We start from the raw sequence: 20003 nt of genomic DNA, 5'->3' as shown, positions 1-20003 counted from the left end.
ACTGGCCTGAAAACCAGTGCGTCAGCTGCCACGGTACGTGGAGTAGCCAAAGGCCGACAGCGTAATGGGCACGTGGTAGTGGGCCCCATCGGCCAGCTCAAACACCACTTCGATGAAGGGGTAAAAGGAGGTTTGCTGCCGGGCCGTGAAGTAGGGCCGGGTCAAAAAGGTGAGCTTGTAGGTGCCGGTGGCGGGGGTTTTCTGGCCGGCCGTCGGCAGGAAATCGCCGATGCGGCCAGCCGCATCGGTTTGCTTTTCGGCTACCGGGGCCCAGGTTTTTTTGGCGTCGTCGTATTTCTCCAGGCGCACCGTCACACCGGGCGCGGGTTTGCCCTGGCTGATGTCGAGGATGTGGGTGCTGAGCTGGTAGGCGGGCGGGGCTTGCTGCGCCAGGCCCAGCAGGGGCAGAAGGGCCAACAGGCAGAAAAAGAGGGTTTTCACAGGAATATTAGGCAATAGAAAAGCCCGGTAAAGGGTAAAGGATGCGAGACGCGCACCGCAAACCAGACATGGTAACTTGTGGAAACAGGAATGGTTTGGGTGAGGCTAAATCATGTTTCCAAGTGCGTAATGCGCCAGGCACTCAACTCTCCCAGTCGCCGATGGCCTCCGGCTGGTGCAAAATGGCCTCGACCCAGTAGCTAGCTGCGTCAGTGGGATGGCCCGGTTGAAACTGGTCGCCCAGGCAGCAGCCCAGCACTGCCACGCCCATCGGGCTCAGCACTGAAAGCCGCCCCTGGGCCGCGTCGACTGCGGGTGGGTACACCAGGGTAAAGAGCAACTCCTCATCACTCCGCATTTTGCGCAGCTTAATGCGCGAGTTCATTGTGACGACGTGTGGCAGAATATCATAGGAGTTAACCAGTTGTGCGCGCGCCAGCTCACGTCGCAATACCGCTACCAGCTCGGCCAGGGAGGCCGCATGCGGCTGCTGCACCAAATCGGTGAGCCGACTGTGGTCCAGTCGAGTCACGTAAATGTTGCTGGGAAGATGCTTAATTGTTGCCATAAATCTATTAAAAATTTAGTTATCAAGGCTTTAACCGTAGTTATTAATTACCGATCAGCTGTCGGCTCCTTGCTCACCTTCTTCCAATTCGGTCGAACGATGTTACCAGCGGGCCGCCTTTCATTGATTCAGCACTTTCAACTATTACACAGACTGCTACCAGGCAACTGTGCGAAAACAAGCGGGTTAGTGATTACTAATTAGCATTTGTTAGTCAACGATTTATAAATTAACCAATGGCCGGTAACTCAGTCGGCGAACACTGCCAGGTATACACTTTATTCTCATAGAAGGAGTGTTTAGCGATATGGCGTGATTTACCAACCGGAGATACGGGCAAAGGAAGCAGCGCTGCCAGGCACTTATACTCGTCACGAAGTAGGGTGCGGGGCTTGTCCCCGCCCATCGTTGAACGAAAGCCAACCGAACCGTTCAACGATGGGCGGGGACAAGCCCCGCACCCTACTTCGTTTTCGCATTCTACTTCGTGAGCAGTATAGCCAGGGCTTTCACGGATTAATTTCATAAAATTTCACTGGGGCCAGGGCGTGTTTTACGAATTCTGCCCTTGCCCGTTGTGCCAGCAGGGCCCGAGCGCCAGGGCATCAACCGTGCTTTGGGCCCCCGCAGCTGGTGCGGGAGGACGGCTTATTTTCTTTCCAGCAGGTAAATGGTTTCAGTGGTGGCCCCCGTGCCCACCGTGCTTTGGGCGGTACTCACCAGCCGCCAACCCTGGGCGTAGAGGGCATTGAGCCTGAGCAGCTCGGCGCGGTGCAGCCCCACAGCGGCATCGGTAGAGCTGCGCTCCGAACTCGATTTGACGGCGGGCAGGAGCTGTACCTGGCGCTGCCCATCGGGCTGAATGGTCGTCAGCTCCGGCACCGACGACTCGGTGCCGGGGCGCCCGCTGCCAATCAGCATCAGGTAGCCCCGCGGCGCGGCCGTCGTCTTAGGATAAAAGGCCCACGAACCAGCGGCAGCCAGCCCGAGGGCCAGAAAGAGGGAAATCTTTTTCATGAAGTAAATATGAAGCTAATTTCGGCAAAAGCGGTTAATTGCATTTTCGCGCCTGTGGCTTGGACGAGGAAAGGGCACAGACGGTAATTCGCACAGCTTTTATCCCCCGGAATAGTGGCTTTGGCTACCCCCAACGGGCGCTGGAAAACGATGGCTGTGCCAGCAGGAAACTGCCCAACTGGCTAGGAATTCGGCGCGGAAACCGACGTTTTCACAAAAACTACACAACTAATTGTTCAGCACTTTACGCGTAGTTGGCGCGCTCACTCACGGCGGGGCCAAGCCACCTGCGCGGGCTGGCTATACCTCGCGCTTGCGCGGCGAGTGGGCGCGGCCTGTGGCCTGCGCAACCTGCGCATTCGTAATCGATGCCGCGCTTATCTTGCGCCCCGTGAAACGCACCAAGCAACACGCATAAGCTCTAGCAATTAGGATGGCCGCCCCTGTTTTTTTGGCCACCGTGCGGCGGCTGGGCCGCCGCTACCTCCTGCTCGGAGTGCTACTGGCGGTGGTTGTAGGATCGGGGGGCCTATTTGTGGAAGTGGCTCACGAGCTGCGCGAGGACCAGCTTCAACCCGATCACGGCTTTCCCTTCGACCGGCCTATTCTCACCTTTTTGCACCAGCACGAGGGCGCAACCCGCTGCGCCCTGGCCGACCAGCTGAGTGCGCTGGGGGGCCCGGTGTGGCTGAGCGTGTACGCCCTGGCGGCCCTGGGCACGGGGCAACTGGTACGGCGGCGGCGCTACCGGGCGCTGCTGTTTTCGGTGGGCGCGGTAGGCGGCACAATGGTGTTCAACCTGCTGGCCAAGTATCACTTCGACCGCCTGCGGCCCGACTTTTACCACCGGATATGCCACGAAACCGCGCAGCAGCTGCCCGACCCGAGCTTTCCCAGCGGCCACACGATGGCCTCGGTGGCGCTGGCCAGCACGCTGGGCATTGTGTGCTGGCATACGCGCTGGCGCTGGTTGGCCTGGGGGGCGGGGCTGTTGTTTGCGCTGGGCGTGTCGTGGGCGCGCTTGTACCTGGCCGCGCACTACCCGTCCGATGTGCTGGCGGGTTGGCTGGCAACCGGCGCCTGGGTAGGAACATTGTACCTGGTATCATCGCGCTACCTGGGCGAGCTGCGCCGGCTGTGGCACCGGCTCCGGCACTAGCGGCGGCTACTGGTCCCAGAGCCAGGCCCACCACGTGGCCCCACCCCCGCAGAAAGGGGTTGCATTAGTAATCGGACCAAGAATTACGCTAAGCAAATCGGCGGCTACAAAATGTCTGTTTGCAATAGATTTTGGCACATTTTCCCTTCTTCTAACGGGTCTAATAACAGAAAGCCAGCGTTCCATCATCCAAGTAAGCATATTGATTATCTGGCATTTATCTGCTTATCATAATTCTTGGTCCGATTACTAACGCAACCCCTACATGCAAACCGAAGCCCACACCATTGCGCACGTCGTCACCCGGGTGGCGGGCCTTGACAGCGCCCACGAACGGCTCGAAATCGAGGTGTCCATTCGCCGAGTACCGGGGGCCGAACCCCTCGTTCGCCGGGAGGCGCCCGTTGCTGCACCGGCCGGCCACACAGGCGCTCCGTCCACGGATACCTTCGCCGTCGACCTCACCGACGCTAACAAGGCAGGATTGGACACCTTGCCTATTGGAGCACGGGCTGTAGGAGGTCCAAGGAGTACCTCATCACCAAGCGGTAGCCCATTACCTAGCTCTTTACCAACAATCCCAAGAGTTCACGAGATGGCCGAGAAAACGTGGAGAAAAGCGGCGAACGGCGTGAAGTCCCGAAAATATGCTGGCTGTTTAAATCACCGTTTTCTTGAACAGGACTTAACCTTTTGAGAGTAGCCGCTTCTTCTTTATTTGGCTTTCCACGGACCGTATTCCAAAAAAGTCAAGATTGAAAAAAGAACGATTAGATAAACAAACGCGATGTTTTTGTCCACGAATAAAAGCCCGAACCCAGGTAAGGCAAATAGGAGCTTTTGCAAGAAGGATAACTTCATAGTAGTACGTGGGGTGAGGTTAGAAAATTAATTACTGGGCCTGTTTAGTGGAAGGTTCTTGCTGTGTGATGCCATGACAAAGCAGGCCGAAATGTACGCCGTCTAGGCTAATTCCTCCTTTGGGTAAACCCCTCGCAGCTGCCCGGCACCAGGTGCCGATGGGCCACTGCAGGGCTGGAGGAGTTTAAGAAACTCGTCTACGATTCAAAGTTTACGAGACTCGCCGAAGGGATGAGTTTCGCAGACTCGCCACCAGGTGCTTTCCCGGGTCTGGGCAAACAAGATTTTAGGGGCAGTGGGGAAGTGCAACTACTCCCGCTGTCATCTGGGAATTGTCTCTTTACATGAACTGTGTTGAATGGCCGAGCTTTAAGTGAGAGAGCTGATGAAATCAGCTTGATAAGGAACGCCTGATTTGATGATGGCAAAGGCCTGTTTCAAAAGCTTGTTGCACACGGCAATGAGCGCTAATTTCTTGTTCTTGCCCTTAGCTACGAGGTGGTCAAAGAGGGCGGAACAGGCTGCATTTGACCTTTTAGCCGAGAAGCTACACATGAAGAGTTTGCCCCGAATCAAGCCGCCACCCATTTTCGTAATACGCACCCTACCCCGGATGCTGGTACCGGAGGTATGCTCGCGGGGCGACAAGCCAGCCATCGCAATTAATTGCCTGTAATTATCCAAGCGCGTAAAGCCGTCGGCAAAGAGTAGCAACATGCCGGCGGTCTTGCGGCCGATACCTCGAATGGAGCACAGCAGCGTCATTTCCGCGGCAAAACGCTGTTCCAACAGGATCAATAGTTCGGCTTCAACCGCGGCTACTTGCTGGGTTAAAGTCTTGCGCAACTGCTGGAGGCGTTTCAAGGCGAGTTTGCTCACAATAGGTTGCTGCTGTAAGGCTTCCAACGAATTACTAAGCATGGTTTTCTGCTTGATTAGCTGCTCGTTCACCTGTTCAAGCTGCCGACACTCGACCAGCACTGTCTCGGCCGGTTGCCAGATTTTCAACACTTGTTGCTGACCGTAACGCAAAAGCCACTGGGCATCTTTGCGGTCACTTTTGCCCTTGCTTAAATGCATCTGAATGAAGCGCTTAATAACCAGTGGATTGAGTACTGACACCTGTCCTCCCTGCTCATGCAGGTAATAGGCCAGGGCCAGGTTATAAGTACCGGTCGCTTACATCACAAACTGGCAGTGCGCCCCACAAGCCTTGGCTAATTCCTGAAATACGGCCTTGTTATTGCTGACTTCTAAGTGCTTAGCCTGCTCATTGACCTGGTAACAGACGGCGAGCGTGGCTCTGCTCACGTCGATGCCAACGACTGGTAGGGGTAGGGTAGAATCCATAGGGGGTAAGGTGAAAAGGAGAAAACGCGTAAAAAGGACTTCCAGGGAATCTTTAGCTATCCTGATACAGGCTCTCAGGCCTCATGGAACTGTTCAAAGTGGCCCTAGAAAAGAATGGGGATTGTCATGTAAAACGGGCTCAAACGCCCCATAACATGGGAATCTTATTCCATCCTTTTCCTTCTTATTCATCCAAATTACCGCAGGTGCGTGAACATAGGATAACATTAGTTATAAGCGCCGCCTCGGAATAGTGGTGGTTTTGGCTGTCCGACGTGGGGTGCTGCCCGTGTGGTACTTTAGGAGCAGGATACTACTGGGGGCCACCGCATAATTTTCTCAATCACTGCTGCGAGAGAGGATTCAGCCAGCTCGTATCTTTCACGTGTGAAAGCATCCCTCCCCCTTTCCTTTTTTATTGATTAGATGGTTCCCTGTTTATTTACGCCTTCCCTGATGCGCCTGTTTTTCCTGGCCACTAACCTCCTGCTTGGCCTCACCCAGACCGGTTGGAGCCAAGCAACGTCGTTTGTCCGGGTGCGGGAAGGCGGCATCTTGCACACCTCCACCGGTAGTGCCGCCGTCTTTAATGACTACAAAGGCATGGGGTTGAACTTCCAACTCAATTTTGGCCGTGCGTACGCCACCGCCACCGAACGCCCCACGGTCTTTTTTGTCGATGACCTGATGCTGCAGCTTATTGCCGTTAAAGCGGCTCCCTATCGCAAAAGTACCGCTGCAGCAACTTTACGGGCGTACATCACCGCCGAGGCAGCTTTCGCCAGTCAGGCAATGGGAATTCCTCTTACGCCCCGAATTGACGCGGTGCAGGTGAGTCCCTCGCAAGTGGGCACCTGGTGGGGCTACGCCGTTCCCACCGAAACGCCGGGACAGACAAAGCAGCAGGTGTTTTTAACGTTTATGCAAGGAGACTTTATCATGGGGCTCGGCTCAGCAAAACTGAACGGGGAAAGCCTTCCCTCCATTCGCGCCATGTTACTTCGGACCGCCCGTGCCCTACACTTTTCCGCCTTGCCTATCGCAGAGGCAAAAAAGTAATTATTTAAGTCGTCCAGGATATTATCACCTGTGCTACTCTCTCCTTTTACATGTTGTGAACGGTCGTGGCTGTTGCAGAACTCCATTCGGGTAGCACCACTTCTGGACGGCTACTTGCGTAAAGGCAGGTTCTGCTTCCTAGCCCAGCGGCTACGCAGGCAAAAGCGTGTATCCGCAGCTGCCAGGGGCCGGGGCAAGGCGATAACGGCACTCTGGTGGAGCTGGTGCCGATAACGGAGCAGTTTCTTAAGATTAAAAGCGACGGACGTGAGTAGCATGGTCTTGTGGGCCCCGGCTAAGCCGCGCACGTTCATCCGGCGCAGACCGTAGTGGTGAATCAGATTGCCAAACACGGGTTCCACCGTGCTTTGCCGGACGCGCCGTAGGCGCTGGCCCCGGCGCGTCTGCTGGCGTTGCCAGGCCCGGCGATAGGCCGCGTCGTAAATCGTTTTGGCGATTTTTTTGCACTGGGATTTGGGGATGCAGGTGGCCTTTAAGGGGCATTGCTGGCAATCGCGGTAGGCGGCCAAATACAGCTTATGCCACCCACCGTCCTGATTCGTGGCGTATTTCTGGAAGGGCAGCGGCTTACCCGCCGGGCAGGTGTACTGGTCGGCACCCTGGTCGTAGACAAAGCCCGCGACTTCGGGTTTGTAGTGACCGAAGACCGGAATCCAGGCCGTCACGCCCTGGGCTTCTAACAAGGCGTAGTTCGGGCCGTTGGCGTAGCCGGCGTCGGCCAGCAAGTCGCGTAGGGAAAGTTGGTGCGTGCGCAAGCGCTGTTGCAAACCGGTCAGCAATCGGGGCAAATGCAAACTGTCGCGACTGGTCGGCTAAATCCGCTTGCACGTGGCTGATGACGCCTTGAGCCGTATCGACGGACGAGCTACAGAGGTAGTTCAGAGCCCGCACTTTGCCAGGCTTGACCCAAATGCGCGCATCCGGGTCGGTCGGGCTGTAATGCGTTTTATTGCTCACCAAACGAGCCTTTTCGTGCGGTGCACCTAAGGCTCCCGGTTCGGTCTGGCGCTTGGCTTGTCGCGCGGCCTCTCGGCGCAACTGATGGGCCGGGGCCGAAAGCACCGCGGCCGGGTGCGGCAGCACGGGCATGGTGCGGGATTGGCCAGCGACGGTGAGCGGGGAGGCAAAGGCCTCCAGCGGTTGCTTCTCCAGCACACTTTCCAACGACGCATTGGCTTTGACCGGGGCCGAGTCCACGGCTTGCCGGTCACCGGCTACCAGCCCCTGGGCCACACACTGGCCGAACACGTGGTCAAATAAGCGTTCGAAGACCGTTGCGGGAAAGAGCTGGCGGGTCCGGCTCACCGTCGAGTGCCACGGTAACTCTTCGTCTACTTCGTAACCCAGAAAAAGCAGGGCATCCAGCCGCAGGGCGCAGTGCTCGACCAAGCGCCGGTCGCTGACCAGGTTTTCCAGCCGGCCCACCAGCAGGAGCTTGAAGAAGACCACTGGGTCGAGCGAGGGCTGGCCCGTGTGGCTGTAAAGGGCTCGGGTTTCGTCGTAGAGAAAGGTCCAATCCACCACTTCGGCCAGCCGTCGGTAGAGGTTGTGCGGCGGAACCCGTTCGGAGAGCCGAAAGCGGGCCACCTATTTATCGAGATACTGCTTCTTGCCTTGCATGCTCCTGCTATGAAATACGGCCCATCCCGGATACGCGTTCTGCAACAGCCACGGTCGTTTACAGTATGTAAAAAAATTAGTTGGTTCATTCTATATCCCACTAAAACTTGTACCGCAGCTGCGCCTTCACTTCGCCGCGCACTGCGCCCTCGATGGCTTCCAGGCCGGTGCCGACGGTGGCTTGGTGGCGGTAGCGGGTTTCGGCGTAGCGCAGCCACAGCGTAAGGGGCTTGCCCAGGCGGATTTCGGCCAGCGCGTAGGCCCGCGTACCCTGCCCATAGAGGGCTGGTACTGAAACGGCCAACCACACGTCCGACTCGTACACGTACTGGCGCACGTCGTAGTTATCGGCGTCGAACACGGCGTAGCGGGCCGTCAGTTTCAGGGCCCGGCCGAAGCGGTAGGCCACGTCCTGGGCCAGCACGTAGCCGGTCCGCCAGGCCTGGTCGTCGTCGAGGCGCAGGCGCGAGGCTTGCAGGCGGGTGCGCACTTCCAGGGCCGGGCTCAGGGCCGCATCGTAGTACAGCAACAGGCTTTGCTGTAAGTAATTGCCGGGCAGCGGCACCGGGAAATCGGGGCTCGTGGGCAAGTCGCGGGGCTTGAGGCGCTGGCGAAGCTGGGCCGAGAGAATGGTGGTTTTGCTGGGCGTGTAGGCCAGGCGCAGCAGCGCGTCGTGGCCGCGGCTGGGGGCCCCCACGCGGTAGCGCAGCCACGGAAAGCTGAACTGGTCGTAGTACGTGGCGACTTCCCAGCGCGGCGCGGGCCGGATTTTCAGCCCGAAGTACACGCCGCTCTCGTTGATGTTACGGTAGTTCTCGCCAAACGCGTTGCCGTAGAGCGAGTGGAAATCAGCGGGGTAATGACGCAGCAGCACGGCCGCGTCTACGGCTGAGCCCAGGCTGGCGAGCAGGCCGTTCACGGTGCCCAGGGCCCCGCCGGTGGTGCGCGCCGTTTCGCCAAACAGCAGCAGGTTGCGCCACACGTAGCTATAGTGCAGGCCCAGGGCCAGGTTGTTCTTCCCGCTGAACTCGAACAGATTATAGGTTTCGGGCCGCTTGAGCAGAGCCGTGCCGTAGTGCGTGCCCACGGCGATGAGGCCCACGGCCAGGTCGCCGTTGGCGGTGGCGTAGCCGAGGTGGCCGCCGCCTACGGTTTCGGCCAGGCGGTGGCGGTTGGCCAGCTCGGTGGCCGTGCGGTGCAGACCGGTGTAAATCAAACCCGAGCTAAACTCGTCGTAGGCGGCCAGCGAATCCTGGGTTTGGCGCAGGTTAGCATCGGCGTTGCGGTGCGAGGCGAAAGCCGTGGCGTCCCACCGGGGTCCCAGCTGGTAGGTAGCGGCCCCGCCCCGGAAAAACGAATTCTCCAGCAGCCCCGCGTAGGGCCGCACGCCCACCGACGAGCGCCGCACGGTGGTAATCACCTCCGCCCCTTTGCCCACCGCGAAGCCCGACGAGAGCAGCAGCCCCTGCCCGAATTGCAGCTGGTAGTCGCCCAGGGCGATAGTTTTCCAGCGGCCGCGCGCTTGCAGCACCAGGTGGGCCGAGAAGTAATCGAACCCCAACCGGCCCTGGCCCGGCTGCCAGGCCCAGGGCTCGCCGGCGTCTTTTTCGAGCGAAAACCCGACGCTGAAATCCTGGCTGTGGCTGGCCCGGTAGCGCAGGGCCAGCTTGTCGGGCCCCCCGAGGTAGCGCAGTGTGGGCCGCCCCTGGTAGAGCGTGGCGGGGGTGTAGCCCTGGCGGGCTTGCAGCACCCGCTCGTAGCGCAGCAGCGCGTAGTTGTTGTCTTCGTGCAGGATGCGCTGCCACAGGGGGCCCCGGGCGGCGCGCCCGTCGCCCCCGGCCACCGCCACAAACGGCAGGATGCGGCCAATAGTGCGCAAATCAAACCTCTCAATGCTTTGCAACTCGTACACGCTCAGCAGCAAGCCGTTGGCTTCGCGGTGGCGCAGCAGGTTGGTAATCTGCGTTTCGGAAAGCAGCAGCAAGGCTCGTAGGTCTTCGCGGCCGGCGGCGTTGAGGTTGAGCGGGGCCTGGTAGTAGTTGAGCAGCGTTTCGTAGATATCCTCCACCGGCACTTGGTCGCTCTGGATTTCGGCGAACAGCTCCTGCGTCAGCCGGTCGAGATCGGGCGGGCGGCGCGGGTAGTCCTGGGCGCAGACGCAATTAACAGTTAGCAGTGAACAATTAATAACAATGCCCACGAAAATCAGCCAGACGCGCCGTACCAGCCAATTAGCCCAAGCACTTATTACTTGATAACCAGCGCCCAGCGCACACGCGCTGCTCACTACTAACTGATAACTGCTCACTGCTTACCCCCCCAGCTTTTCGTCACGCTCAGGTGCTGGCTGAAGCCGAGCGCCGCCTGAAACGCCGCCGCGTAGTCCAGCCCAAAATCGCGCAGGCGCACGCCGATGCCGGCGCTAATTTCCTCGCTGAGCGAAGCCACGCCTACGCGGGCCGCTAGGGCCCCCACGGGCCGGTACTCCACCCCGGCCTTGAAGTTGGCAGGGCGCTCCACATCTTTTTCGGTTTCGAGGGCCAGCAGTACCTGCGCCGTGGGGCGGTAGGCCAGGCCGGCCCGCAGCACGGTGGGCACCCGCTCGTCCTGGTAGCTGGCCAGACGGGCCTGGCCCAGGTTGTAGCCGTACACGCCGAGCGTGAGCTTGCCGGGCAGCACCTCCACCTGCCCGCCCAGCGAGGCCAGCGCCACGCGCCGGCTGCCCAGCCCTTCGATGCTGATTTGCAGCATTTCCAGGCGCCCGCCCACGCTGATTTGTCCCAGCCGGTAGCCGTAGCCCGCGCCCACCCGCGTTTCGTTATACAGCTGGCCACCAAAGCGCTGCGCCTCCAGCGCCACTACGCCGCGGCGGGCCCAGGCACGCGGGCCGGCCGGGGCCCCCACGGGCGCGGCGCCGGGCTCCTCAGCTGCCGTTTCGGGGCCCCCGGGGGGCCCCAGCGGCAGCGCCACCACGGCTGCGCCCACGTTGAGGGCAGTGCTGAAGTAGCGGTTTTGGGCGTAGAAGCCCACCGTGGGCCGGGCCAGGCTGCCTAGGCCGGCGGGGTTGTTGGCCACCGCCCAGGCGTCGCCGTCGAGGGCCACGGCGGCGCTGCCGAGAGCGGTGGCACGGGCCCCGCGCACCCCGGGGCCGTTGCCTTGGGCCTGCGCGCTAACGCCTATTCCCCACCCTAATAAAACCTCTAATAATACAAATATAAGTAGCCGTTGGAGCATATAATAACTGATATAGATAGTCAGGGTACAAGATAGGGCCCCCGGCACAAACATGGGCGTTGCGTGAAGCTGACTGCCCCCACCCGGCCCCGTTCCGTGCCTACTGCCGAACTTGCGGCCCCATGCCCCGCTCCCCCGTTGCGGCCCCGCGCCGCGAAACCGTCCTTCACCAGGGCCAGCCGCTCGACTACACGCTCGTGTTTCGGGCGCGGCGCACCCTGGGCTTCGCCGTGCGGCCCGACGGTAGCGTGCACGTGTCGGCCCCGGCCGGGGTGCCGGCCACTTGGGTGGCCCAGCAGGTGCTGAAGCGGGCCGACTGGATCCGGCAGCACTTGGCAGCGTTTGCCCGCCGCCCGCCGCCCGCGCCCGCCCGGAGCTACCACGCCGGGGCGGCGCACCACTACCTGGGGCGGCCCCTGGCCTTGCGCCTGACCGAGGGGCCCCGGTCCGCCGTGGCCGCGGCCGGCCACGAGCTGGTCATTACCTACCCCGCGCCCCACGCGCCCGCCCGCACCGAGGCCCTGTTGCTGGCCTGGTACGCCCGGCAGGCCCCGGCGCTGTTTGCCGAAGCCTTAGCTCGCGTGTGGCCGGCGTTCGCGGGGCTGGAGCTGCGCCAGCCCACGCTGTTTGTGCGGCACATGCGCACGCGCTGGGGCAGCTGCACGCCCACCACGGCCCGCATCCGCCTCACCCCCGACCTGGTGCGCGCCACCCCCGGCTGCCTCGACTACGTGCTGCTGCACGAGTGCTGCCACCTCAAAGTACCCGACCACTCGCCCGCCTTCTACGCCCTGCAAACCCGCCTGCTGCCCGACTGGGAGCTGTGGAAGCAGCGGCTGAACGCGCTGCCGAGATAGCTGCTTATGAGCTATTTGATAAAGTCGCGCACCTGCTTGCCACTGGCGTGCTGCCAGGCCGTTTGGGCGTTAACAGAACGGGCTACCAGCACGATGGCTGCTGCGTTAGCTGACTCAAATGAATAATCACTGGTAAAAATTAATTGCTCGCCATGCGGCTTCAATACCCCGCTTACCAATAATTTCTGCCGCAGCGAAATCCCACCGGGCGATAGACTTGCCGCCTCCGTAGCTGCGGCCATCGAGCCGGCCAGCACCAGCAGGGCCCCATCGGGCTGCAAGTGCGCGGTGGCGTGCGCTGCACCCTGCTTCAGCACGAACCGCTCCCCTGCGGGTACTTCGTCAGCCGGGGCGGGCCCTGGGACAACCGCGGGCGGCGGCGCAACGGCTTGCTTCTTTGGGGCCGGGCGCCTGGCGGGGGCCCCGGCGGCGGCCGTAGGCGGCGTGGGGGCCCCGGCAGCAGCCAGCGCCATGCCCATCAAAAACGCCTGGGCTTCAGCCGGAGTAATGGTCAGCACTTTGGCGGCCAGCAGCTGCACCAGGGCGGCGGGCAACGACGGAAACGGCGGCTGCGACACCAGTTTCTGGGCGTCGGGCAGCACGTCCTGCATGGCGCGCTCCTTTTTGCCCAGCATCAGGTAGGCTTCGGCTTTACGGCGGGCGGAATGGTCCAGGATATGGTCGCGGAGCAGGAACGTGTCGAGGTAGCCGGCTATTTCGTCCAGCGCGTCGTCCTGCAAGTCGAACTTGCAGAACAGCTTATCCTTGAATTCGCCGCTGGTGAAGGAGAAGTAGAACCGCCAGTGCCGGCCGTCGGTGATGACGGTGAAGAGCGCCGTATGGTCGCGGTTGTAGTCGCGTAGCTGCCGCTCCACCGCCGCCAAATCGGCCGCGAACGCGCCCACGGCCTTGCACTCGATAAAGACGGCGGTGGCCTCGAAGCCGTGGGTGAGCAAGGCCACGTCGACCCGCGTGTGGTCCTCCATCTTGGTGGCCTTGAATTCGGTGTACACCTCCGTGGGGTTCCACACGTCCCAGCCCAGCACCTGCACCACCCGCGCCACCAGCGAGAGGCGCACGTGCTCCTCGTTTTTGTAGTCGCCTGCTTTCAGCCGCTGCTGAATATCCAGTAAAATCTCGTGCATCGAAGCCAGCCTAACTTTTGGTTAACTGCCAAAGAAAGCACCGGAACTGGTAAGCCCCCGGGGCTTCGCCCCCGCCGTACCTTTAAGATATGGTTCGCTCGCTGACCCGCTCGTTTTTTCTGGCCCTCATCTGGCTCTACCGGCACCTGGTTTCGCCGCTCACGCCGCCCAGCTGCCGCTACACGCCCACCTGCTCGGCCTACGCCGCCGAGGCCATTACCAAACACGGGCCCTGGCGGGGCGGGCGGCTGGCGCTGCGGCGCATCGGGCGCTGCCACCCCTGGGGCGGCCACGGCTACGACCCCGTACCATAAGCCCGCCGCCGCCCGTATAAGCAGGCTTTCGGCTTTATTTCCGTTTATGCGCCTTTCTTTTTTCCTACCCGCAAGCATTGCCCTGCTGATAACGGCGGCGGCCTGTTCGCAAGCCCAAAACGATCAGTCTGCTTTCCAAAACCGCGCCCGGCAGCAACCGGAGACGGCTCCGGGCAAAGGCAAAAAAGGCAAGGGCGGCGACCGCCACAAAGACAAGGCCGCCGCGGCCCAAATCCCGGGCCTGCGCCAAGTGGGTTCCATCAAAGGAGTAGTGCCCGAAAGCTCGGGCCTGTGCCCGGCCGACCAGCCCGGCACCTACTTCAGCTTCGGCGACGAGGGCAACGACGCCACGCTGTACCGCCTCAGCGCCACGGGCCAGCTGCGGGGCACTTTGGCCCTGGGCACCACCAACACCGACTGGGAAAGCCTGACCCGCGACGACCAGGGCAACTACTTCGTGGGCGACTGCGGCAACAACGACAACGACCGCCGCAACCTGGTCATCCACCGCTTCCGCCCCGACCAGCCCCGGCAGGTGGCCGACATCAAATTCAAATACCCCGACCAAACCGAGTTTCCGCCCGAGAAGAAAAAGGCCCGCAACTTCGACTGCGAGGCCAGCTTGTGGCACGGCAGCCGGGTGTGGCTGTTCAGCAAAGACCGCGGCGCCGATGCCACCAGCAAGGTATATAGCGTGCCCGACCAGCCCGGCAGCTACACCGCCCAGCTCGTCACGAAGCTAGCTATTCCCGGCCAGGTGACCGACGCCGCCCTGCGCCCCGACGGCCACCGCCTCGTGCTGCTGGGCCGCGGCGAGCTGTTCGTGCTCGACGGCAACTCGTGGGAAGAAATTCTGAAAGCCCCGCCCCGCCAGGTGAGCCTGACCGGCGCCGGCCAAACCGAAGGCGCCGTGTTCAAAGACGCCAACACGCTGCTCATCAGCACTGAGCAAGGCAGCTTTTACGAGTTCAAGCTACCGTTTTAAGTGTGCGTGTAGCTTGGACTTTGTAGTCCGAGCTATACGCACACCTAACGACAGGGCCCCCACGGTTACGCAACCGTGGGGGCCCTGTCGTTTCGTTTGGGTGCGGTGCGGGGCGCTATTTGCGGCCAGCCACCGGCGCAATCGTAGGGCCCCCAGCGGCGGCAGCTTCGGCGGCGTCGAGGTCGCGCGGGGCGTAGCCGTAGGGGTTGTTGGGGTCTTTGCCGGCGCGCAGCAGCACCCAGATGCCGATGAGGATGAACGGAATGCTGAGCAGCTGGCCCTGGTTCATAAAGTTGCCTTTCTCAAACGAAACCTGGTTTTCCTTCAGGTACTCGACCAGGATGCGGAAGGTGAAGAGCAGCACCACAAAGAGTCCGAAGAGCTGCCCGCGCGGCGTTTTTTCCCGGGTACGGTTCCACATGGCGTAGAGCAGCACGAGCAGGAACACGCAAAACAGCGACTCGTAAATCTGGGTGGGGTGGCGCGGCACGGCCATCGGCGCGTCGGGGGCCACGGGCGTGCCGGCGGGTAGCAAGCGGTAGCTGCTGGTGCCGTCGACCAGCTGCACGGGCACGGCGGCAACCTGCACTGCCCCGGCGGGCAGCGGGCGCGTCACGGGCACCAGGTGCTCCACATCGCGCGGAAAGGTGAAGGCCCACGGGGCGTCAGTGGGCTTGCCCACGATTTCGGAGTTCATCAGGTTACCCATCCGAATGCAGGCGCCGCCCAGGGCCACCACAATCACGATGCGGTCGAGCGTCCAGAGGTAGTCGAACTTGTTGTTGCGCGCGAACAGCCACACGGCCAGCAAGATACCGATGGTGGCGCCGTGGCTGGCCAGCCCGCCGTGCCAAATGCGGAACACTTCAAATATGTCCGGCGTGGTTAAAAGCGAAGGCTCGTAAAACAGCACGTGCCCCAGCCGGGCCCCCACGATGGTGCCCACCAGCATGTACACGGTGATGACGTCGACCCAGGCGGGGGAAGTTTTCTCCGACTTATAGATGTGGGCCAGCACGAAGGTGCCCAGCACGAACGGCGCCATGAACAGCAGCCCGTACCAGCGCGGCGTGAGGGGCCCCAGCTCCAGCCCAAACACGTGCCAGGGCCCCGCGGTGAAGATGGTGGGGTCCACGTTCCAGAAAATACTCGCGAGGGAAGGCAGCATAAGCAGCAAAAAAGGAAGATGGTTTCAAAGGTACTCACGGTCCCCGGGCCCGGGCGTTGCCCGCCGCGCGGCACCTGGCCCGATTGGGGGGAGAAAACTAGCGCGGCAGTGGCCGCGTGGGCGAACCGCTGAGGCCACTTGCGCCGCGCGGGGCCCCGGCGGCCGGCCGCTCCGCCGCGCCGTCGCCGCTGAGGACCAGCACCACGGCCCCGCACAGCACCGCGTAGGCGGGCCGGCGCAACCAGCCGGGCAGGGCGGGGCGTTCGGCGGCCGGGCCGGCGGCCAGCCGGGCGCGCACCCGCGGGTAGAAAAATGGGCGGGGCAGGGCTTGCGGGCGCTGGCGCAGCTGGTGCATCAGGTCTTCCCATTCCTCGTCGGGGGTGGGGCGAACGGTAGGGTCAGGCATGGCGAAACGAAGGGGGCAAGTGTTTGCGAAGGGTTTGCCGGGCCCGGAACAGCAGGGATTCCACGGCGGCGACGCTGGTGCTAAGCACGGCCGCGATTTCCTCGTAGCTCAGCTCCTGCTCGTGGCGCAGGGTGAAGGCCACTTGCTGGGCGTCGGGCAGGCGGGCCACGTGGTCGAGCAGCAGGCGCAGCTGCTGCTGGCCTTCGAGCAGGGCCAGCGGGTGCGCGTGGTCGGGCACCTCGTGCAGCACGTCATTGTCGAAGCCCAACAGGCTGGTGAGGTAGGCAAAGCGCTTCTTGGCGCGGGCCTGCCGGCGGTTTTTCAGGGCCCGCGAGGTGGCCAGCCGGTAGAGCCAGGTGCTGAACGCCGCTTCGCCCCGGAAGCGGGCCACGGTCTGGTACACTTCCACAAACACTTCCTGGGCAACGTCTTCGGCTTCCTCGGGCGAGCGCAGCAAGGCCAGCACTGTCTGGTAGATGCGGTCCTGGTAGCGCGCCACCAGAATGCGAAAAGCGGCCTCGCTGCCCAGCTGCAACTGCGCCACCAGGTCGGCATCGGCCGCCGGCGCGCTTGCCCGCACCCGGGTTGGGCAACTGCTGGCCACGGGCAACGGAACGGGGTGAGCCACAAAAATAAAAGCTGAAAGTCCGGCAGAATGCCCGCTTAGCGCCGGCCCGCAACGGCGGTAACTGCCGTTGCACAAGATTAGGCTCCTTCGGCTCCGAAAACTTGCGCAGGCCCCTGATTATATTTTACAACGCCCTGATTAACAACCCGAATTTTACAAATAGGGCCCCTGACTTCCGGCCCGTTGCCCCGCGCAAACGGGTTGGGCCCGGGGCCCTACAGCGCCGCCAGTTCGGCCCCGAAGCCGCCGCTGAGGATGGGGAAGCGCAGCCACGAGCGCGGGTCCACGTTGTAGTCGTCGAGGTGGAAGCTGGGGGCGTAGCGCTCGCGCTTCCACTGGTTGCGGCTCCACAGGGTGTAGAAACGGCGCACGTAAGTGCGGAGCTGCTCGGCGTCGGCGTCAGGGGTTTCGGCCACCAGCTGGGCCAGCACGGCGGCGGGCGCCAGCCGCTCGTAGAACGCCAGCCGCTCGATGCGGTTGAGCAGCGGGTAGGGCATCAGGTCGCGCTCGTCGGTTTGCCCGTCGGCCAGCGGGCGCAGCTCGGCGGTGGGTTGCAGGGCGTTGACGTGGCGCAGGGCCCCGTAGCCCAACTCGGTTTCGGCCCAGCGTAGCCACTGCTTCACGAAGGCCTTGTCGACGCCCGCAATGGGCGAAATGCTGCCGGCCGTGTCACCATCCATCGTGCAGTAGCCTACGCTGGCCTCCGAGCGGTTAGACGTGGTGAGGAGCAGGCAATTCTGCACGTTGGCCAGCAGCCAGATACCGGGGGCCCGCACCCGCGCCTGGATGTTTTGCAGGGCCAAATCGTCGGTATCCCAGGCCAGCTTGCGCCCCAGGGCCCCGGATATTTTGCCCACGTAGCCAGCCACCTCGTCGTCGATGGTCCAGTGGAAAAACCGGGCCCCCAGACTATCGGCCAGCTCCTGGGCCGACTCAAACGTATCGTCGGACGAATTCACCGTGCCCTGGTAGGCGCAGGTTAGCAGCGCGTTGACGAGCTGCTGGTTATCGCTCAGCGCCGGCGGCACAGGGGCCCCTGGCGCGCCGGGCATGTCTTGCAGGGTTTGGGTGGCCTCACCGCCAGCGCCCGTTTGCACGGCCACCGGGGCCCCGTCGAAGCAGCCGCTACGGCGCTTGAACTCCGCCACGCCCAGCTCTTCCACGCCCAGGCGTACCATCTCGGCCACGCCCACGGCGCAAAAGCACGAATCGGCTCCGCCGCTCAGGCTCAGCACGAAGCCGCGGCTGCGGGCCTTGCGCAGGTAGTCAAACAGGGCCAGGCTCATGGCTTGGTTGAGTTCCTTGTACTCATCAGGCGCGGGCAGCGGCACGATTTCCGCCGCCGGGGCCAAGTCGTAGCCGAAGTCCACATCCACCCACTCCAGGTCCACTTCCTTGAAGCTCAGCAGCTGGTTGCGCTTGAGCAGGTGGCCGTTGCGAGCCACCAATATTTCGCCGTCATAGATGATGCGCCCCGCCTCGTTGCCCAGCAGGTTGGCGTAGACGTAGGTGCAGTGGAAATTGCGCGAGGCCTTCAGCACCAGCTGGTAGCGCACATCGGTTTTGCTCATGGCGAAGTGGCTGGCCGAGGGATTCACAATCAGATCCACCTTGCCGCGCAGCCGGCAGGCCGGCCGTACGTCGTCGGCCCGCCACGCATCTTCGCAAATCTCGAAGCCAAACTTCACCCCACGGTGCTCAAAGATGAGGTCGCCCAGCAGCCAGGTTTCGCCACCCAACTCCACCGTCGTGGTTTCGCCTGCGGGCCACGCCACGAAAAAGCGCGGCTCGTAGTGCACCCCCTCGTTGGCCAGAAACTGCTTGGCCGCGAAGCCCAGAATCTGGCCGTCGCGCAGCACCGCCGCCGTGTTGTAGGTGCGGCCTTGCAAGCGCACGGGCAGGCCCACGCACACGCAAATCCCATCCGTCCAGGGCCGAATATCCTGCAAGCGCGCCAGGGCCTCTGCCGGCAGCCAGTCGTTCAGAAACAGGTCTTCGCAGCCGTAGCCGGTCAGGCACAGCTCGGGCAGGCACAGCAGTTCCACGCCCGCTGCCTTGGCCTGCTCAATGGCCGCGCGGATGGTGCGCAAATTATTTTCCCAGTCAAACGGGATTTGGTTGAGGGCGGCGCCGGCGATACGCATAGTATTCAGTGAACAGTTAGCAATGAGCAATCAACAATTTACCGAGGAAAATGTAGCCCGGGCTACGTCCGGGCTCGTTAAACGGCACCGCTCCAAAGCAGCGGCCAGCTTATGCCGGCAAATGTCAATTGATAACTGATAATTGTCAGGCTACCCCCAGCGCTGCCAGGGCCCGCTCGGCGGCCAGCTGCTCCGCCTGCTTTTTGCTCAGGCCCATGCCGGTAGCCACTACCTCGTCGTCCAGCAGCACCGTGGCGGTGAACTCCATGGTGCCGCTCAACCGTGCCTCGCCGCTGAGGTCGTAGCGCAGGTTTTTACCCTGGCGCTGGGCCCATTCCACCAGCTTGCTCTTGAAATTGGCCGTGGTGGTAGTGAGCGTGTGCACGTCCACGAAGCCCTTCACGAGGCGGGTGAGAATGAATTTGCGGGCCGCTTGGTAGCCCAAATCCAGGTATACGGCCCCCACCAGGGCCTCCAGCGCGTTACCGTTCACGGAGCGCGAGCGGGCCCCGCGGCCCTGAGCCGCGTCGAGCTGCACCAGCTTGTCCAGCCCCAGCTTCAACGCAATGCCGTTCAGGCTCTCGCGGTTGACAATGCGCGAGCGCACCTCCGTCAGGAAGCCTTCCTGCTCGTAAGGGTACTTCTGGAACAGGTATTCGGCCACCACAGCCCCCAGAATGGCGTCACCCAGAAACTCCAGCCGCTCGTTGGTCTGGTGGCGGCCCTTCTCGGGCTGCGCCCGCACCGCCGACGAGTGTGTGAAGGCCAGCCGGTACAGCCGGGCGTTACCAGGGGCCTGGCCGGTGACCGTGCCTACAGCCTTGCGAAAAGCCTTATCCGAACCAAACAGCCGCGAAACGAAACTTACCACAATCGCAGATTATGCAGATTTAAAGAGATTACGCAGGCCTAATCTCTGATTTTGACTAATTAGCCGTGTTTTACTGGTCCAACAATCGTTGCTCTCCAGCAATCCCAACCGCTGCAAGCACTTACCTAGCCAACAATTAAAGCAGCGCAATTCTT

At 62.0% G+C, this 20003-nt stretch carries 19 protein-coding genes and 1 pseudogene; 5 read left to right on the top strand and 15 right to left on the bottom strand.

The window, feature by feature from the left end:
• Positions 1–21: 21 nt before the first annotated feature.
• From uraH to DDQ68_RS20020, 3 genes are all read right to left on the bottom strand, one after another.
• Positions 22–441 carry a hydroxyisourate hydrolase gene (uraH, locus tag DDQ68_RS20030; protein WP_109657887.1) on the bottom strand — a complete coding sequence of 140 codons (420 nt, stop codon included), beginning with the start codon at positions 439–441 and terminating at the stop codon, positions 22–24.
• A 142-nt stretch (positions 442–583) separates the two neighbouring features.
• A complete protein-coding gene (locus tag DDQ68_RS20025) occupies positions 584–973 on the bottom strand; it encodes a GreA/GreB family elongation factor (RefSeq protein WP_162550271.1) in 390 nt (129 codons plus the stop codon).
• 684 nt (positions 974–1657) lie between these two features.
• A complete protein-coding gene (locus DDQ68_RS20020; RefSeq protein WP_109657885.1) occupies positions 1658–2026 on the bottom strand; it encodes a hypothetical protein in 369 nt (122 codons plus the stop codon).
• Positions 2027–2459: 433 nt separating this feature from the next.
• Between DDQ68_RS20020 and DDQ68_RS20015 the strand changes: the two genes are divergently transcribed.
• Entirely contained in the window at positions 2460–3185 is a 726-nt protein-coding gene (locus tag DDQ68_RS20015) for a phosphatase PAP2 family protein (protein ID WP_109657884.1), read from the top strand.
• 1230 nt (positions 3186–4415) lie between these two features.
• Here DDQ68_RS20015 and DDQ68_RS20010 read toward each other — a convergent pair.
• Positions 4416–5168, bottom strand: a complete 753-nt coding sequence (locus DDQ68_RS20010) for a transposase (protein WP_245897124.1) — start codon at positions 5166–5168, stop codon at positions 4416–4418.
• Positions 5169–5225: 57 nt separating this feature from the next.
• Positions 5226–5396, bottom strand: coding sequence for a hypothetical protein (locus DDQ68_RS23125; RefSeq protein WP_162550270.1), 171 nt, complete (start codon positions 5394–5396; stop codon positions 5226–5228).
• A gap of 456 nt (positions 5397–5852) precedes the next feature.
• Here DDQ68_RS23125 and DDQ68_RS20005 point away from each other — a divergent pair, with 456 nt between their 5' ends.
• Positions 5853–6455, top strand: coding sequence for a hypothetical protein (locus tag DDQ68_RS20005; protein WP_109657882.1), 603 nt, complete (start codon positions 5853–5855; stop codon positions 6453–6455).
• Between the two features lie 110 nt (positions 6456–6565).
• Here DDQ68_RS20005 and DDQ68_RS24055 read toward each other — a convergent pair whose 3' ends face one another.
• The 4 genes and pseudogenes from DDQ68_RS24055 to DDQ68_RS19985 all read right to left on the bottom strand — a co-directional run bounded on the left by DDQ68_RS24055 (position 6566) and on the right by DDQ68_RS19985 (position 11330).
• The gene (locus DDQ68_RS24055; RefSeq protein WP_245897123.1) at positions 6566–7264 is read right to left on the bottom strand and encodes a transposase; all 699 of its coding nucleotides are present in this window, start codon (positions 7262–7264) and stop codon (positions 6566–6568) included.
• 559 nt (positions 7265–7823) lie between these two features.
• Positions 7824–7997: pseudogene (locus DDQ68_RS25105) on the bottom strand (transposase); the annotation flags it as partial.
• 199 nt (positions 7998–8196) lie between these two features.
• Positions 8197–10296 carry a ComEA family DNA-binding protein gene (locus DDQ68_RS19990; RefSeq protein WP_245897122.1) on the bottom strand — a complete coding sequence of 700 codons (2100 nt, stop codon included), beginning with the start codon at positions 10294–10296 and terminating at the stop codon, positions 8197–8199.
• Between the two features lie 104 nt (positions 10297–10400).
• Complete coding sequence (locus DDQ68_RS19985; RefSeq protein ID WP_162550268.1) at positions 10401–11330, bottom strand: PorV/PorQ family protein; 930 nt, start codon at positions 11328–11330, stop codon at positions 10401–10403.
• Positions 11331–11452: 122 nt separating this feature from the next.
• Between DDQ68_RS19985 and DDQ68_RS19980 the strand changes: the two genes are divergently transcribed.
• A complete protein-coding gene (locus tag DDQ68_RS19980) occupies positions 11453–12187 on the top strand; it encodes a M48 family metallopeptidase (protein WP_109657878.1) in 735 nt (244 codons plus the stop codon).
• A gap of 11 nt (positions 12188–12198) precedes the next feature.
• On the opposite strand, the gene DDQ68_RS19975 is transcribed toward DDQ68_RS19980, so the two are convergent.
• Positions 12199–13332 (bottom strand): DUF4357 domain-containing protein, encoded by a 1134-nt coding sequence (locus DDQ68_RS19975; RefSeq protein ID WP_109657877.1) that lies wholly within the window; start codon positions 13330–13332, stop codon positions 12199–12201.
• 89 nt (positions 13333–13421) lie between these two features.
• Here DDQ68_RS19975 and yidD point away from each other — a divergent pair, with 89 nt between their 5' ends.
• Positions 13422–13646, top strand: coding sequence for a membrane protein insertion efficiency factor YidD (gene yidD, locus DDQ68_RS19970; protein WP_109657876.1), 225 nt, complete (start codon positions 13422–13424; stop codon positions 13644–13646).
• A 46-nt stretch (positions 13647–13692) separates the two neighbouring features.
• Positions 13693–14631, top strand: a complete 939-nt coding sequence (locus DDQ68_RS19965; RefSeq protein ID WP_109657875.1) for an SdiA-regulated/phytase-like domain-containing protein — start codon at positions 13693–13695, stop codon at positions 14629–14631.
• A 115-nt stretch (positions 14632–14746) separates the two neighbouring features.
• Here DDQ68_RS19965 and lgt read toward each other — a convergent pair whose 3' ends face one another.
• The 5 genes from lgt to rnc all read right to left on the bottom strand — a co-directional run bounded on the left by lgt (position 14747) and on the right by rnc (position 19848).
• Positions 14747–15799, bottom strand: coding sequence for a prolipoprotein diacylglyceryl transferase (gene lgt, locus DDQ68_RS19960; protein WP_109657874.1), 1053 nt, complete (start codon positions 15797–15799; stop codon positions 14747–14749).
• A gap of 97 nt (positions 15800–15896) precedes the next feature.
• Positions 15897–16205: a hypothetical protein gene (locus tag DDQ68_RS19955; protein WP_109657873.1), complete on the bottom strand. Its 309-nt coding sequence runs from the start codon at positions 16203–16205 to the stop codon at positions 15897–15899.
• Positions 16198–16833 (bottom strand): RNA polymerase sigma factor, encoded by a 636-nt coding sequence (locus DDQ68_RS19950; protein WP_245897121.1) that lies wholly within the window; start codon positions 16831–16833, stop codon positions 16198–16200. Before DDQ68_RS19950 ends, DDQ68_RS19955 begins: the two co-directional genes overlap by 8 nt.
• A gap of 215 nt (positions 16834–17048) precedes the next feature.
• Positions 17049–18977, bottom strand: coding sequence for an NAD(+) synthase (gene nadE / locus DDQ68_RS19945; RefSeq protein ID WP_109657872.1), 1929 nt, complete (start codon positions 18975–18977; stop codon positions 17049–17051).
• Between the two features lie 145 nt (positions 18978–19122).
• The gene (gene rnc, locus DDQ68_RS19940) at positions 19123–19848 is read right to left on the bottom strand and encodes a ribonuclease III (protein WP_245897120.1); all 726 of its coding nucleotides are present in this window, start codon (positions 19846–19848) and stop codon (positions 19123–19125) included.
• Positions 19849–20003 lie beyond the last annotated feature (155 nt).

This window comes from Hymenobacter nivis, assembly GCF_003149515.1.
GTDB classification, from domain to species: domain Bacteria; phylum Bacteroidota; class Bacteroidia; order Cytophagales; family Hymenobacteraceae; genus Hymenobacter; species Hymenobacter nivis.
Note: the sequence above shows the minus strand (reverse complement) of the source record. Positions and strands in the feature narration are given on the sequence as shown.